The 15650-nt window shown below is 68.2% G+C and carries 13 protein-coding genes; 10 read left to right on the plus strand and 3 right to left on the minus strand.

The features are described 5' to 3' along the window. Positions 1-111 precede the first annotated feature (111 nt). The 3 genes from ACZ7M7_RS25310 (at position 112) to ACZ7M7_RS25320 (ending at position 4537) form a co-directional block, all read left to right on the plus strand. A complete protein-coding gene (locus ACZ7M7_RS25310; RefSeq protein WP_383607682.1) occupies positions 112-807 on the plus strand; it encodes an HAD family hydrolase in 696 nt (231 codons plus the stop codon). 444 nt (positions 808-1251) lie between these two features. Then, positions 1252-2856, plus strand: a complete 1605-nt coding sequence (locus tag ACZ7M7_RS25315; protein ID WP_472120464.1) for an ABC transporter substrate-binding protein — start codon at positions 1252-1254, stop codon at positions 2854-2856. A gap of 100 nt (positions 2857-2956) precedes the next feature. Continuing rightward, the gene (locus ACZ7M7_RS25320) at positions 2957-4537 is read left to right on the plus strand and encodes an ABC transporter substrate-binding protein (RefSeq protein WP_472120466.1); all 1581 of its coding nucleotides are present in this window, start codon (positions 2957-2959) and stop codon (positions 4535-4537) included. Positions 4538-4630: 93 nt separating this feature from the next. Here the strand turns inward: ACZ7M7_RS25320 and ACZ7M7_RS25325 are convergent, their stop codons facing one another. Beyond that, positions 4631-5302, minus strand: coding sequence for a response regulator (locus tag ACZ7M7_RS25325; protein ID WP_383607685.1), 672 nt, complete (start codon positions 5300-5302; stop codon positions 4631-4633). A gap of 15 nt (positions 5303-5317) precedes the next feature. Continuing rightward, entirely contained in the window at positions 5318-6331 is a 1014-nt protein-coding gene (locus tag ACZ7M7_RS25330) for a RecB family exonuclease (protein WP_383629200.1), read from the minus strand. A 175-nt stretch (positions 6332-6506) separates the two neighbouring features. Between ACZ7M7_RS25330 and ACZ7M7_RS25335 the strand changes: the two genes are divergently transcribed. The 3 genes from ACZ7M7_RS25335 to ACZ7M7_RS25345 all read left to right on the plus strand — a co-directional run bounded on the left by ACZ7M7_RS25335 (position 6507) and on the right by ACZ7M7_RS25345 (position 9896). Next, complete coding sequence (locus ACZ7M7_RS25335; RefSeq protein WP_472120468.1) at positions 6507-8045, plus strand: site-2 protease family protein; 1539 nt, start codon at positions 6507-6509, stop codon at positions 8043-8045. Between the two features lie 74 nt (positions 8046-8119). After that, positions 8120-9022 carry a tRNA (adenine-N1)-methyltransferase gene (locus ACZ7M7_RS25340; RefSeq protein WP_472120470.1) on the plus strand — a complete coding sequence of 301 codons (903 nt, stop codon included), beginning with the start codon at positions 8120-8122 and terminating at the stop codon, positions 9020-9022. Between the two features lie 295 nt (positions 9023-9317). Beyond that, positions 9318-9896 (plus strand): hypothetical protein, encoded by a 579-nt coding sequence (locus ACZ7M7_RS25345; RefSeq protein WP_472120472.1) that lies wholly within the window; start codon positions 9318-9320, stop codon positions 9894-9896. A 58-nt stretch (positions 9897-9954) separates the two neighbouring features. On the opposite strand, the gene ACZ7M7_RS25350 is transcribed toward ACZ7M7_RS25345, so the two are convergent. Beyond that, complete coding sequence (locus ACZ7M7_RS25350; protein WP_427841869.1) at positions 9955-10260, minus strand: ferredoxin; 306 nt, start codon at positions 10258-10260, stop codon at positions 9955-9957. 245 nt (positions 10261-10505) lie between these two features. Between ACZ7M7_RS25350 and arc the strand changes: the two genes are divergently transcribed. The 4 genes from arc to prcB all read left to right on the plus strand — a co-directional run bounded on the left by arc (position 10506) and on the right by prcB (position 15595). Further along, positions 10506-12272, plus strand: coding sequence for a proteasome ATPase (gene arc / locus ACZ7M7_RS25355; protein WP_383607690.1), 1767 nt, complete (start codon positions 10506-10508; stop codon positions 12270-12272). Between the two features lie 244 nt (positions 12273-12516). Next, complete coding sequence (dop, locus tag ACZ7M7_RS25360; RefSeq protein ID WP_383607691.1) at positions 12517-14028, plus strand: depupylase/deamidase Dop; 1512 nt, start codon at positions 12517-12519, stop codon at positions 14026-14028. Between the two features lie 199 nt (positions 14029-14227). Next, a complete protein-coding gene (locus ACZ7M7_RS25365; protein ID WP_328428856.1) occupies positions 14228-14446 on the plus strand; it encodes a ubiquitin-like protein Pup in 219 nt (72 codons plus the stop codon). A gap of 303 nt (positions 14447-14749) precedes the next feature. Beyond that, positions 14750-15595, plus strand: a complete 846-nt coding sequence (gene prcB / locus ACZ7M7_RS25370; RefSeq protein ID WP_472120782.1) for a proteasome subunit beta — start codon at positions 14750-14752, stop codon at positions 15593-15595. The last annotated feature ends 55 nt before the right edge of the window (positions 15596-15650 follow it).

Genomic DNA, 15650 nt, shown 5'->3' on the forward strand with positions numbered 1-15650 from the left:
CACCGGTCAAACCAGGCGCTTCGTTCGTGCAGGTCGTACACTGGACGGTCCACCGCAGGCCGGTTCCCTCCGTGGGAACCGGCCTGATCGTCCCTTCAAGGAGGTACGTGGATGACCAGCACGGTCCCCGCACCAGTAACCCGTACGGCCGACGGCTCGGCCCTGCAGGCTGTCCTCCTCGACATGGACGGCACCCTGGTGGACACCGAGGGCTTCTGGTGGGACGTCGAGGTCGAGGTCTTCGCGAGCCTGGGCCACACCCTCGACGACACCTGGCGCCATGTCGTGGTCGGCGGCCCGATGAGCCGTAGCGCCGGGTTCCTGATCGAGGCCACCGGTGCCGACATCCCCCTCGCCGAGCTCACGCTGCTGCTGAATCAGGGCTTCGAGGACCGTATCGACCGCGCCCTGCCGCTGATGCCGGGCGCGGCCCGACTGCTGGCCGAACTGGCCGCGTACGAGATCCCCACGGCCCTGGTCTCGGCCTCGCACCGGCGCATCATCGACCGTGTGCTCACTTCGCTCGGCCCCCAGTACTTCGCGCTGACCGTCGCCGGTGACGAGGTGGAGCGCACCAAGCCGCACCCGGACCCGTACCTGTTCGCCGCGGCCGGACTGGGCGCCGATCCCGCCCGGTGCGCCGTAGTCGAGGACACCGCGACCGGCGTCGCCGCGGCGGAGGCCGCCGGCTGTCATGTGGTGGCCGTGCCGTCGGTTGCGCCGATCACCCCGGCCGCCCGGCGCACCGTCGTGACCTCGCTGGAAGAGGTCGATCTGGCATTTCTGCGCGGCCTGATCACCGTCTGACGACGACTGACAACGTCCGACAACGGAAATAGGGCCGGTGTTCACCCAGCGTGCAACGCCGATAGCGCGGGAATTCCGCAAGGGAATTCGAGTGGCGGCGGATGGCTGAATTCCGGTGCGTGCCAGGACCGTTCCGATTGTGACGTTCACCACTGCCTATGGGGTCGACAGGTGACTCGCCGTGTGCAGTACCCCCTGCATCGAGGGCTTGGGACGCACCTTTGTGTCCCGATTGATGGACCGGTGCACGAATCCTTCCGGTCCAAGGTTTCCGGTGCGTTCGCGACCGGCTCCACAGCGTGATGGGGCCTCAACTCCGGTCGCGGCGAACCCTCCTGCGGGCGCGGACTAACCTCGTCGCGAGAACATCGAACTCACCCCGTGATCCGCCGCGACACCCCTGCATGCCGGGTACACGGAGTCGACAGCTGGAGAAACCCGAGCATGAACCGCAAGACTTTGGTGCTGCCGGCCGTCATCGGCCTGCTTGTGCCGGTTCTCGCCGCCTGTGGTGGAACCGACAGCGGCAGCGACAGCGGCGACGCGATCGTCGTCGGCACCACGGACGCGTTCACTGCCTCGAAGGATGCTCCCGCACCGCTCGATCCGGCCTACGCCTACGACGTCGGCACCTGGAACATCCTGCGCCAGACCGTGCAGACCCTGATGATCCAGCCGCGCGGCGAGGGCGAACCGGTGCCCGAGGCCGCCCAGACCTGCGGCTTCACCGACAGTGGCAACGAACGCTACGCGTGCACCCTGCGCAAGGACCTGAAGTTCGCGAACGGTGACCCCGTGACCGCGGACGACGTGAAGTACTCCATCGACCGCGCCCGCGCCCTCAAGGCCGACAGCGGCGTCTTCGCCCTGCTGTCCACCATCGACACCGTCGAGACCCAGGGCGACCGCGAGGTCATCTTCCACCTCAAGACCGCCGACGCCACCTTCCCGTTCAAGCTGTCCACCCCGGTCGCGGGCATCGTCGACCCGGACATCTACGCCAAGGACAAGCTGCGCGACGGCTTCGCGCTCGACGGCTCCGGCCCGTACACCCTCGAGGCCGAGGTCAAGAACGACGAGCTGGTCTCCGCCGTGTTCACCAAGAACCCCGACTACAAGGGGAGTCTGACGGTGAACAACGACAAGGTCGAACTGCGCAACTTCGCGGACGCCGACGAGATGGGCGTCGCCCTCGACAAGGGCGACCTCGACCTGATGACCCGCACCATGTCGCCCGAGCAGATCCAGAAGCTGTCTGCCGACTCCGACGACACCGTCGACCTCGTCGACATGTCCGGCCTGGAAATCCGCTACCTGGCCTTCAACACCAACGACGCGTCGGTGCGGACGAAGGCCGTCCGCCAGGCCATGGCACAGGTCATCGACCGCGGCGAACTCGTCTCCAAGGTCTACGGCTCCCAGGCCGAACCGCTGTACTCGCTGGTGCCCGCCAGCATCACGGGCCATTCCAACGCGTTCTTCAACAAGTACGGCGACCCGAGCACCGCCAAGGCCAAGTCCATGCTGGAAAAGGCCGGCGTCACCACCCCGGTGAAGCTCACGCTGCACTACACCACCGACCACTACGGCTCGGCCACGAAGAAGGAGTTCGAGCTGCTGAAGAAGCAGCTGAACGACAGCGGCCTGTTCGACGTCGACATCAAGGGCGCCCCCTGGGCGACGTTCCGCCCCGCCGAGCAGAAGGGCGAGTACGAGGTCTACGGCATGGGCTGGTTCCCGGACTTCCCGGATGCCGACAACTACCTCGCGCCGTTCCTCGACAAGGACAACTTCCTCGGCTCGCCGTACGCCAACAGCACGATCCGCAACACCCTCATCCCGGAGTCCCGCCGCGTCGCCGACCGGCTGTCGGCGTCCGGCAGCCTGACGGACATTCAGGACATCGTCGCCGACGACGTGCCCGTGCTACCGCTATGGCAGGGCAAGCAGTTCGTCGCCGCCGGTGACGACGTCACGGGCACGGCGTACGTGCTCAACTCCTCCTCGACCCTTCAGCTGTGGGAGCTCGGCCGTGGCGTGAGCGGCTGACCTCACCCGTGCCCGGCGGCCACGACCAAGGCGCCTGCACGGCCCGGGATCCAGGACGGGTGCCCGGGGTACCTCACAACCGACGACAAGGCACTCGTAAGTGAACATGCGCAACCAGTGGCCGGTCCTGCCCGTCGTGGCAGGGCTGGCCTCCGGCCTGCTGACCGGCTGTGGAACGGAGACCGGGGACGCCGGGGGGACCGGTACCTCGGTGGTCATGGGGATGTCGGACGACGTCCTGGCCACCGACCCCGCCTCCGGCTACGACCCCGGCTCCTGGCTGTTGTTCAACAACGTCTTCCAGTCGCTGCTCAGCTTCCCCAAGGGCGCCACCGAACCGCAGCCCGAGGCCGCCGAGCAGTGCGCCTTCTCCGACACGGAGACGACGGTCTACAGGTGCACGCTCAAGGACGGCCTGAAGTTCAGCAACGGTGACGCGCTCACCGCGGAGGACGTCAAGTTCTCCTTCGACCGCATGCTGAAGATCAACGACCCCGACGGCCCCGCGGTCATGTTCCCCACGCTCGACAAGGTCGAGACGCCGAACGACAAGACGGTCGTCTTCCAGCTCAACACCCCCGACGCCACCTTCCCGAGCAAGATAGCCTCGGGCGCCGGCTCCATCGTCGACCAGGAACAGTACGACGCGAGGGGCCTGCGCAAGGACGACCAGGCGGTCGGCTCGGGCCCGTACAAGCTCGACAAGTTCGACGACGACGAGGCCGTCTTCTCCGTCAACGAGAACTACAAGGGCACCGCCGAGGTCCAGAACGACGGCGTGACCATGAAGTTCTTCCACGGCGACCAGGACGCCCTGAAGAAGGCCCTGAGCGCCAACGAGGTCGACATCGCCTACCGCGGCCTCACCGCGGGCGGCATCGCCGACGTCGAGAAGTCCGGCGGCGACTCCGGTGTGGAGGTCGTCGAGGGCAGCAGCGCCGAGGTACAGCACCTGGTCTTCAACATGGACGACCCGGTCGCCGGTAAGCTCGGCGTCCGCAAGGCCATGGCCTACCTCATCGACCGTGACGCCCTCATCAAGGACGTCTACCAGGGCACGGCCACGCCGCTGTACTCGATCATCCCGGCCGGTATCAGCGGCCACAACACGGCCTTCTTCGACACCTACGGCGCCCGCCCCTCCAAGGCGAAGGCCGCCGCGGCCCTGCAGGACGAGGGCATCGACGGCAAGGTCAAGCTCACCCTCTGGTCCACCCCGTCGCGCTACGGCCCGGCCACCGACCAGGAGTTGGAGACGATCGCGCAGCAGCTCAACGACAGCGGCCTGTTCGACGCCGATGTGCAGTCCGTCGCGTTCGACCAGTACGAGAAGGACATCGCCGACGGCAAGTACGGCGTGTACGTGAAGGGCTGGATCCCGGACTACCCGGACGCCGACAGCTTCACGGCCCCCTTCTTCGGCAAGGGCAACGTGCTGAGCAACAATTACAGCAACGACGCCATCACCCGCACGCTCATCCCGCGCACCGCCGCCGAGAGCGACCGAGCCGCGACGGACGACGAGTTCAACCAGCTCCAGGACATCGTGGCTCAGGAACTCCCCGTCCTTCCGGTCTGGCAGGCCAAGCAGTACGCGGTCGTCCGCGACAACGTCTACGGCCTCGAGTACTGCCTCGATGCCTCCACCGTGTTCCGCTTCTGGGAGCTGAGCAAGGGCTGACGTACGTCGTACGCGACGTACCTGTTCAAGCAGTGACCACGAAGAGGGCGCCCCTTCTCAGGAAGGAGCGCCCTCTTCGTCGTCGTGCAGGCTCTACTGGGCGCCGGGACGCACCAACCCGCTCTCGTACGCGTACACCGCGGCCTGCACCCGGTCCCGCAGGCCCAGCTTGGTCAGGACGTGACCCACATGCGTCTTGACGGTGGTCTCGCTGACGAAGAGGTCGGCGGCGATCTCGGCGTTGGACAGGCCCCGCGCCACCAGCTTCAGCACCTCCACCTCGCGCTCGGTCAGCGTGTGCAGGGTGTCCGGAACCGGCTCTTCGCCCGACGGCAGATGCGTGGCGTACTTGTCGAGCAGCCGGCGCGTGATGCTCGGCGCGAGCATCGCCTCGCCGCCGGCGACCACCCGGATCGCCTGCACCAGCTCGTTGGCCGGGGCGTCCTTCAGCAGGAAGCCGCTGGCTCCGGCCTTGAGCGCCTCCACCACGTACTCGTCGAGATCGAACGTGGTCAGCACCAGCACCTTTGCCGGGCCGTCCCGCCCGGGACCGGTGATCTGCCGCGTCGCCTCGACCCCGTCCATCCGAGGCATGCGGATGTCCATCAGAACCACGTCGGGCTGCAGGGCCCGCACCTGGTCGAGAGCTTGCAGGCCGTCACCGGCCTCGCCCACGACCGCGATGTCCTGCTCCGCCTCCAGAATCATCCGGAAGCCGGTACGCAGCAGGGGCTGGTCGTCGACCAGTAGGACGCGGATGGCCACGTGAGTCTCCTTCGCCTAGTCCGGCCCCATTCTGCCCTGCGCACCACCGCCGGACTCGCCCGCCCTGACCGGCAGCGGATACGGCGGGGGAGTGCCGCCGAATTCCGGGCAGTGGGCCTGGTGGTCGCACCAGCCGCACAGCTTCGTCTGCCGGGGACGCCAGTCGCCCGTCTCGGTCGCCTCCCGGATCGCCTCCCACAGCGCCAGCAGCTTGCGCTCAACCCGCTCCAGGTCGGCGAGCACCGGGTCGTACGTCAGCACGTCACCGCTGCCGAGATAGACGAGCTGGAGCCGGCGGGGGATCACGTTCTTCAGGCGCCACACGACCAGGGCGTAGAACTTCATCTGGAACAGCGCACCCTCGGCGTACTCGGGCCGGGGCGCCTTGCCCGTCTTGTAGTCGACGATCCGCACCTCGCCCGTCGGCGCCACGTCGACGCGGTCGATGATGCCGCGCAGGCGCAGCCCCGAGTCCAGCTCGGCCTCGATGAAGAGCTCCCGCTCGGCGGGCTCCAGCCGGGTCGGATCCTCGAGACCGAACCACCGCTCCACGAGCCGCTCCGCCTCACCGAGCCAGGTCGCCAGCCGCTCGCCCTCGGGATCGTCCGCGAACAGCTCCACGACCTCCGGCCTGCTCTCCCGCAGCCGGTCCCACTGGCCCGGGATGAGGGACTTGGCGCGCGGCGCGGTCCGCTCGGCCGCCGGGGCGTCGAAGAGCCGCTCCAGCACCGCGTGCACCAGCGTCCCCTTCGTCGCCGCCGCGCTCGGCTTCTCGGGCAGCCGGTCGATCACCCGGAACCGGTAGAGCAGCGGGCACTGCATGAAGTCACTGGCACGGGAAGGGGACAGCGAGGCCGGCGCTATCGCCGGGCGCACGGCGGTGCCGCCCGCTGCCGCCGCGCTCTCACCCGCGTCGACCACCGTCGCCGTACTGTCCGCCCCCACCGGGTACTCGTCCGTCACCGGCTCCGACACCGGCGCGGCGTCACTGCCGCGGCCCGCCGCGGCACCCTCCGTGCTCGTCTCCATGACCACAGACCTTACGGCCCACCACTGACAGTGACCCAGCCCCGGCCGTTACGGCCGGGGCGGACGGGGAAACAGAGGGGGTGCCGGGGCGAAACGCGGCGAGACGGCCGCATACCATCGACCCGAGACCCATCCGCCCGGCAGGCGCGGAAGACGCTTCGAACGAGGGGACACCGTGGACGAGAGCGGCGGGAGCGGGCAGCCGCGGTCCGGCACCGACGAGTCGACCGAGCGCCGAGCAGACCGTGAGGCCCCGGCCACCGAACCCACACGCCCCGACCCGACCTCGTCCGACGAGCAGCCCGAGGACGACGCGAGCGGCACGGGCGGCAGCGGCGACACCGCTCCCGGCCCCGCGACACCGAGCTCCTCCCAGTCCCGCGACGAGGCGACCCCCGCCCCCGGCGACACCACCGACCCGCGTACCCCTGACCGTCGCGACGCCGACAGCCCGTTCACGCAGGCCTCCCACAGCGACCGGCACCCGCACCCCGACACCCACCCCGACCGCCCCCTCGCCCACTCCGGCACCACCAAGGGCCGTCCGCCGCAGCGCCCCAAGGACCCCCGCGGCGGGCTCCTCATGGGCCGGCCCTTCGGCGTGCCCGTTTACGTGGCCCCGAGCTGGTTCCTGGTCGCCGCGCTCATCACCTGGGTGTTCGGTGGACAGCTCGACCGTGTGCTGCCCGAACTCGGAGCCGCCCGCTACCTCGTCTCCCTCTTCTTCGCGGTCGCCTTCTACGCCTCCGTCCTCGTCCACGAGCTCGCCCACACCGTCGCCGCGCTCCGCTTCAAGCTGCCCGTGCGCCGTATCCAGCTCCAGTTCTTCGGCGGGGTCTCCGAGATCGAGAAGGAGGCCGAGACACCGGGACGCGAGTTCGTGCTGGCCTTCGTCGGCCCGCTGCTCTCCCTCGTCCTCTCCGGCGTCTTCTACGGCGCCCTGCAGGCCGTCGAACCCGGCACCGTCCCCGGCGTCCTGCTGGCCGGCCTGATGATCTCCAACCTCATCGTGGCCGCCTTCAACCTGCTGCCCGGCCTGCCCCTCGACGGTGGCCGCATGCTCCGCGCGGTCGTCTGGAAGATCACCGGCAGGCCGATGACCGGCACCGTCGCCGCCGCCTGGGTCGGCCGTGCCCTCGCCGTCTCCGTCCTCGTCGGGCTCCCGTGGCTCACCCAGTCCGGCGCGCTCGGCTCCGACGCCGTCGACAACGTCGGCATGGACACCGTCATGGACGCCCTGCTGGCCGCCATCCTCGCCGCGATCATCTGGACCGGCGCCGGCAACAGCCTGCGCATGGCCCGGCTGCGCGAGCACCTCCCCGACCTGCGCGCCCGCACCCTCACCCGCCGCGCCGTCCCCGTCGAGACGGACACCCCCCTGTCCGAGGCCCTGCGCCGCGCCAACGACGCCGGCGCCCGCGCCCTGGTCGTCGTCGACGCCGACGGCAACCCCCTCTCCCTCGTCCGCGAGGCCGCCATCGTCGGCGTACCCGAACACCGCCGCCCCTGGGTCGCCGTCAGCGGCCTGGCCCAGGATCTGACCGACGGGATGCGCATCTCCGCCGAACTGGCCGGAGAGGACCTCCTCGACGCCCTCCGCGCGAGCCCCGCCACCGAGTACCTGGTCGTCGAGGAGACCGGCGAAATCTACGGCGTCCTGTCGGCGGCGGATGTCGAGCGCGCCTTCGTAAAGGCGATGGCCCGCCCGAACTGAGCACCGCTCTTTGCAGCGGTGCCCGCCGATTCCCGATGGTCGGCGGCCCCCCGAAACGCCGGTAGGCTGTTCACATGTCCGAACCGACCGGTGCCGCCCGCAGGCGCGGGCCCTTCAAGGTCGGGGACCAGGTTCAGCTGACCGACCCCAAGGGCCGCCACTACACGTTCACGCTCGAGGCCGGGAAGAACTTCCACACCCACAAGGGTTCCTTCCCGCACGACGAACTGATCGGTGCTCCCGAGGGCAGCGTTGTCCGCACGACCGGAAACGTCGCCTACCTCGCGCTGCGCCCCCTGCTCCCCGACTACGTCCTGTCCATGCCCCGCGGCGCCGCCGTGGTCTACCCCAAGGACGCGGGGCAGATCCTCGCCTTCGCCGACATCTTCCCCGGCGCACGCGTCGTGGAAGCCGGCGTCGGCTCGGGGTCGCTCAGCAGCTTCCTGCTGCGGGCCATCGGCGACCAGGGCATGCTGCACAGCTACGAGCGCCGCGAGGACTTCGCCGAGATCGCCCAGGCCAACGTGGAGCGCTACTTCGGCGGCCCGCACCCGGCCTGGCAGCTCACCATCGGCGACCTCCAGGACAACCTGTCGGACACCGACGTCGACCGCGTCATCCTCGACATGCTCGCCCCGTGGGAGTGCCTGGAGGCCGTCTCCAAGGCGCTCGTGCCCGGCGGCATCCTGTGCTGCTACGTCGCGACCACCACGCAGCTCGCCCGGACCGTCGAGTCCATCCGCGAGATCGGCTGCTTCAACGAGCCGACCTCCTGGGAGACGATGATCCGCAACTGGCACGTCGAGGGCCTCGCCGTCCGTCCGGACCACCGGATGATCGGCCACACCGGCTTCCTCCTCACCGCCCGCCGCCTCGCCGACGGCGTCGAGCCGCCCATGCGCCGCCGCCGCCCCGCCAAGGGCGCCTACGGCGAGGACTACGAAGGCCCCAACGCCGACGGAGGCAACCGCCGCTGAGGCGGCCCTGTGCCCCGATCAACGCAGAAGCGCTGTGGTCGAGTTCCCGGAACGCCGCCGGAACTCGACCACGGCGCCTTTCTGTTGCCGCACAAGCCCACAAACCCACAAGCCAACAAATCCACGAGACGACAACCTGCTCGTCCGAACGCCGCACGACACCCGCACGCCCCCCACGCACCCCCAACCACCACACCGGCACCGGAACTCCACACCCCGCCGTTCCCCCGGACTGTGACGTGTGGCACCATGCTGGCCACCCCCACCGGCACAGCCCTCACAGGAGACACTCCTAGTGCAGCAACCCGCCGTCCCGGAACTGGCACACACTCACGCCCGCCCGATCCACTGGCTCGCCACCGCCACGGCGGTCGCCGGTGTCGTCGCCTTCTCCTCGGTCCTGCAGCCCAACTCGGCGACAGCGGCCCAGACAGCCGGCCCGGATGCGAAGAAAGCCCCCGCGGCCGTCGCGCCCCCCGATCCCGCGAGCGTCGAGTTCCCCCTCGAATGCGGCCCGGTGAAGGCGGTCGTGGTCAAGAAGGCCAGCGGGGACCTGGACGGCGACGGCAACCCCGAAACCGTGGCCGTCGTGCACTGCGACGCCCCCATGGGCACCCCGCCCGACGGCGTCTACGTGCTCACCCGCGGCACCGAGGCGGCCACGCCCCGCATCGTCGCGACCCTCGTGAACCCGAAGGACAGCATCACCGTCAGTGACCTCGCCGTCCGAGACGGAGCCGTCGCCGCCGAACTGCTCAGCTACTCGTCCGACGACGTGCCGCGGTGCTGCCCCGACGTGAAGGACAGCGCGAAGTGGCAGTGGAGGAACGGCTCGTTCGTCCGCTCGACACCCGCCGGTGCCCACAGCGTCTGACCCATGCCACCGGCACGTGTGAGAAATCAGACAGTCGTAACACCCCGTACCCGCAAGGTCACTCGGCGTCCGGACCGAACACCTCGACCTTGTCCGAAACGCGGCGCACGTGGATGCAGTCGCCCGGACACTCCTTCGCCGAGTCCACCACGTCCGTGAGAAGCGGCAGCGGGACGGGCGTTGTGGCCCCCTTGGCCTGCAACAGCTCGTCGTCCGTGCCCTTCACATAGGCCAGACCGTCGATGTCCAGCTCGAACACCTCAGGCGCATACTGGGCACAGATGCCGTCACCGGTACAGAGATCCTGGTCGATCCAGACCTCCAGCGCCTGACCCTCGACCCCGGCCGCCTGTTCCACGCTCATCTCTCCTACCGTTTCGTTCGCCGAGCCGGACGGGAATCCGGCCAGCTCTGACGGGTGTTGAACGCTTCGAGCCTACCTGCGGCGGCTTTCCAATCATGTTCGGTGGGTATTCCCCTGGCGTGAGGGAGAGCGCAAGGGTGAAGATCGGACACACCCCGACAGTCTTTGTGATCTAGGGGTTTCAATCGACACCCACCCAGGTAGGGTCTGGAAGCGTCCAGCTCCCCTTGGAGGAGGTGAGGACCGTGGCAGCCCACGACGACGACATGAACCGCGGCATCCGCCCGGGACGGGGGTCCGACGACCCGGCCGGGCAGATTGCCTACCTTGAGCAGGAGATCGCCGTCCTGCGACGCAAGCTCGCCGACTCTCCGCGGCACACGAGGATTCTCGAAGAGCGGATCGTCGAGCTGCAGACCAATCTGGCCGGCGTGTCCGCACAGAACGAGCGACTCGCCAACACGCTCCGTGAGGCCCGCGACCAGATCGTGGCCCTCAAGGAGGAAGTCGACCGGCTCGCACAGCCACCGGCCGGCTTCGGTGTCTTCCTGACGGCGAACGAGGACGGCACGGCCGACATCTTCACCGGAGGCCGCAAACTCCGCGTGAACGTCAGCCCGAGCGTCGAACTCGACGACCTCAGGCGCGGCCAGGAGCTCATGCTCAACGAAGCGCTCAACGTGGTCGAAGCCATGGAGTTCGAGCGCGTCGGGGACATCGTCACCCTCAAGGAGATCCTCGAGGACGGCGAGCGCGCCCTGGTGCTCGGGCACACCGACGAGGAACGGGTGGTACGGCTCGCCGAGCCGCTGCTGGACGTCACCATCCGTCCCGGTGACGCCCTGCTGCTCGAACCCCGCTCCGGCTATGTCTACGAGATCGTTCCCAAGAGCGAGGTCGAGGAACTAGTCCTCGAAGAAGTACCGGACATCGGCTACGAACAGATCGGCGGTCTGGGCAACCAGATCGAAATGATCCGCGACGCCGTCGAGCTCCCGTACCTCTACCCGGACCTCTTCAAGGAGCACGAACTGCGGCCGCCCAAGGGCGTCCTCCTGTACGGGCCCCCCGGATGCGGCAAGACGCTCATCGCCAAGGCTGTCGCCAACTCGCTGGCCAAGAAGGTCGCCGAGGTCACCGGCCAGGCCCAGGGCAAGAGCTTCTTCCTCAACATCAAGGGTCCCGAGCTGCTCAACAAGTACGTCGGTGAGACAGAGCGGCAGATCCGCCTCGTCTTCCAGCGTGCACGTGAAAAGGCCAGTGAGGGCACACCCGTCATCGTCTTCTTCGACGAGATGGAATCCCTCTTCCGCACCCGCGGCTCCGGTGTCAGCTCGGACGTGGAGAACACCATCGTCCCCCAGCTGCTCGCCGAGATCGACGGTGTCGAAGGCCTGGAGAACGTGGTCGTGATCGGCGCCTCCAACCGCGAGGACATGATCGACCCCGCCATCCTGCGCCCCGGCCGCCTGGACGTGAAGATCAAGATCGAGCGCCCGGACGCCGAGGCCGCCAAGGACATCTTCGGCAAGTACCTCACCCAGCGCCTCCCGCTGCACCCCGAGGACGTCGGTGAGCACAGCGGCGACAAGGCCATGACGGTCCAGAGTATGATCCAGACCGCCGTCGAACAGATGTACGCCGAATCCGAGGAGAACCGCTTCCTGGAAGTCACCTACGCCAACGGCGACAAGGAAGTCCTCTACTTCAAGGACTTCAATTCCGGTGCCATGATCGAAAACATCGTGGGCCGCGCCAAGAAGATGGCGATCAAGGACTTCCTGGAGCACAACCAGAAGGGCCTCCGCGTCTCCCACCTCCTCCAGGCCTGCGTGGACGAGTTCAAGGAGAACGAGGACCTGCCCAACACCACCAACCCCGACGACTGGGCCCGGATCTCCGGAAAGAAGGGCGAGCGGATCGTCTACATCCGCACCCTCATCACCGGAAAGCAGGGCGCAGACACCGGACGCTCCATCGACACGGTGGCAAACACCGGTCAGTACCTGTAAAAGACAGGGCGGCTGCGGGTGCCCCCACCGGGTACCCGCAGCCGACTGTTTTTCCGGCCACTGCCGGAACAAAGGCGAGCAACGCAATGACGCAAATGATCTCCCCACCAGCGCAAAGGCGTTCTAGGCTCTTCGGTACCGCCGAGTCGCGCAGTGCGGGGACGGGCACCGCACACGCACCGGAGCGCCAGCGGTACTTGAGCGGCGCCCCCGACCGAGGGCGCCGCCGGGCAAGGAGGGCCGCATGACCGTACGGCGAGTAATGGGCATCGAGACGGAGTACGGGATCTCCGTCCCCGGCCACCCCAACGCCAATGCCATGCTCACCTCATCCCAGATCGTCAACGCCTACGCGGCGGCGATGCACCGGGCCCGCCGGGCTCGCTGGGACTTCGAGGAGGAGAACCCGCTGCGGGACGCGCGAGGCTTCGACCTCGCCCGCGAGGCCGCCGACTCCAGCCAGCTCACCGACGAGGACATCGGCCTCGCCAACGTCATCCTCACCAACGGGGCACGGCTCTACGTCGACCACGCACACCCCGAATACAGCGCCCCGGAGGTCACCAACCCGCGCGACGCCGTCCTCTGGGACAAGGCCGGCGAGCGGATCATGGCCGAGGCCGCCGAGCGGGCCGCCCAGCTGCCCGGCGCCCAGCCCATCCACCTCTACAAGAACAACACCGACAACAAGGGTGCCTCCTACGGCACGCACGAGAACTACCTGATGAAGCGGGAAACCCCCTTCTCCGACATCGTGCGCCACCTGACGCCCTTCTTCGTCTCCCGCCAGGTCTTCGCCGGCGCCGGCCGCGTCGGCATCGGCCAGGACGGCCACGAACACGGCTTCCAGCTCAGCCAGCGAGCCGACTACTTCGAGGTCGAGGTGGGCCTCGAGACGACCCTCAAGCGCCCGATCATCAACACGCGCGACGAGCCGCACGCGGACGCGGAGAAATACCGTCGACTGCACGTGATCATCGGCGACGCGAACCTGTCGGAGATCTCGACGTACCTGAAGCTGGGCACCACCGCCCTGGTCCTGTCGATGATCGAGGACGGCTTCATCGCCGTCGACCTGGCCGTGGACCAGCCCGTACGCACACTGCACCAGGTGTCGCACGACCCGTCCCTGAAGCGCCTGATCACGCTCCGTAGCGGGCGCACTCTGACCGCGGTACAGCTCCAGATGGAGTATTACGAGCTCTCCCGCAAATACGTCGAGGAACGCTTCGGCGCCGACGCGGACGAGCAGACCAAGGACGTCCTGACCCGCTGGGAGGACACCCTCAACCGCCTGGAGCGGGACCCGATGAGCCTGGCCGGCGAGCTGGACTGGGTCGCCAAGCGGGAGCTCATGGAGGGCTACCGGCGCCGCGACGACCTCGACTGGGACGCCGCACGGCTCCACCTCGTCGACCTCCAGTACGCCGACGTACGCCCCGAGAAGGGCCTCTACAACCGCCTCGCGGCCCGCGGCCGCATGAAGCGCCTCCTGGACGAGAACGAGGTCGAGAGGGCCCGTACGAAGCCGCCGGAGGACACACGCGCGTACTTCCGCGGGCGCTGCCTGGAGCAGTACGCCGACGACGTCGCCGCGGCCTCCTGGGACTCGGTGATCTTCGACCTGCCCGGCCGGGACTCCCTCCAGCGGGTCCCAACCCTCGAACCGCTTCGCGGAACGCGAAATCACGTCAAGGAGCTCCTGGACCGCTGTCGCACGGCGGAAGACCTGGTCAGGGTCCTCTCGGGCAACTGAGGGGTACTCGAGCGGTGCCAGCCGGACGTCGGCCGAGCAGGGTGGAAATCCCGGCGTCCGGGAATCATCGAGATGGCCCCCGTACGTTGGAGAAACTGCGGGGCCGATGTCAGACCCGGCTTGTAGGGTCTGATCATCACCGATCGGCAGGAAAGCCGACCTGTCGACCATGTCGGGCGAACTGAGCGGGGTGAGGGATATGGCAACCAAGGACACCGGCGGCGGACAGCAGAAGGCCACGCGTTCCACCGAGGAAGTCGAGGAGCAGACCGCGGAGACGCAGGCCTCCGAGGACCTCAAGGAGCGGCAGGAGAAGCTGAGCGACGACGTCGACTCGGTCCTGGACGAGATTGACGATGTCCTCGAGGAGAATGCGGAGGACTTTGTGCGGTCCTTCGTCCAAAAGGGCGGGCAGTAGACCGCCCTTTCCTTCGATCCGAAGGTAAACGGGGTGGAGTGGTGGACGGCGAGTCGGAGATGAAGCGCTGCGTGCGGTGCGGCGGGTCCAAGCCGCGCGCAGCGCTTCGCGTGACCGGCCGGGCGCTGCTCGGACGAGCTCCGCGCGATCTGTTTCACGGGGCTTGCCGTTCATGTGGATCACCGCCACAAGACGGGTAGGGTCCGTGGCGTACTGTGCTTCAACTGCTTTTCCGGCCTCGGCCTGTTGAGGGAACGGTCCCGAAGCGATGAACCGAGCTGCCGATTACCTGGAAGGAATCGCGTGGAAGCCAACACTCGTAGCACCGGGCGTCTACCAGCTGCCTTCCTGACGCCTGGGTCGTCCTCCTTCATGGACTTTCTCTCCGAGCACCAGCCCGAGATGCTGCCCGGTAACCGCCAACTGCCGCCCACGCAGGGCGTGATCGAGGCGCCGCACGGCACGACCATCGTGGCCGTGACGTTCCCGGGGGGCGTCGTGCTGGCGGGTGACCGGCGGGCGACCATGGGGAATGTGATCGCCCAGCGCGACATCGAGAAGGTGTTCCCGGCCGACGAGTACTCGGCCGTAGGTATCGCCGGCACCGCCGGCCTGGCCGTGGAGATGGTGAAGCTCTTCCAGCTGGAGCTGGAGCACTTCGAGAAGGTCGAGGGCGCGCAGCTGTCGCTGGAGGGCAAGGCGAACCGGCTGTCGACCATGATTCGGTCCAACCTGGGCATGGCCATGCAGGGGCTGGCCGTCGTGCCGCTCTTCGCCGGGTACGACGTCGACCGGGAAAGGGGGCGGATCTTCTCCTACGACGTGACCGGTGGTCGTTCCGAGGAGCATGGTTACGCCGCCACCGGCTCCGGTTCGATCTTCGCGCGTGGCGCCATGAAGAAGCTCTTCCGTGATGACCTGAGCGAGGCCGAGGCCACGACGCTCGTGGTGCAGGCCCTGTACGACGCGGCTGACGACGACTCGGCGACCGGTGGTCCCGATGTCGCCCGCCGGATCTACCCGATTGTCACCGTGATCACCGATGACGGTTTCCGTCGACTGGGCGATGACGAGTCCTCCGAGATCGCCCGTTCCATCCTGGCGCGGCGTCTGGAGCAGCCCGACGGCCCGCGGGCCGCGCTGCTGTAGCGGCAGTTCGGTCTTATCAAGGTGATCCTGTGACTTCGACAGAAAGGGACGGATA

It is taken from the genome of Streptomyces sp. NPDC111606 (assembly GCF_055656945.1).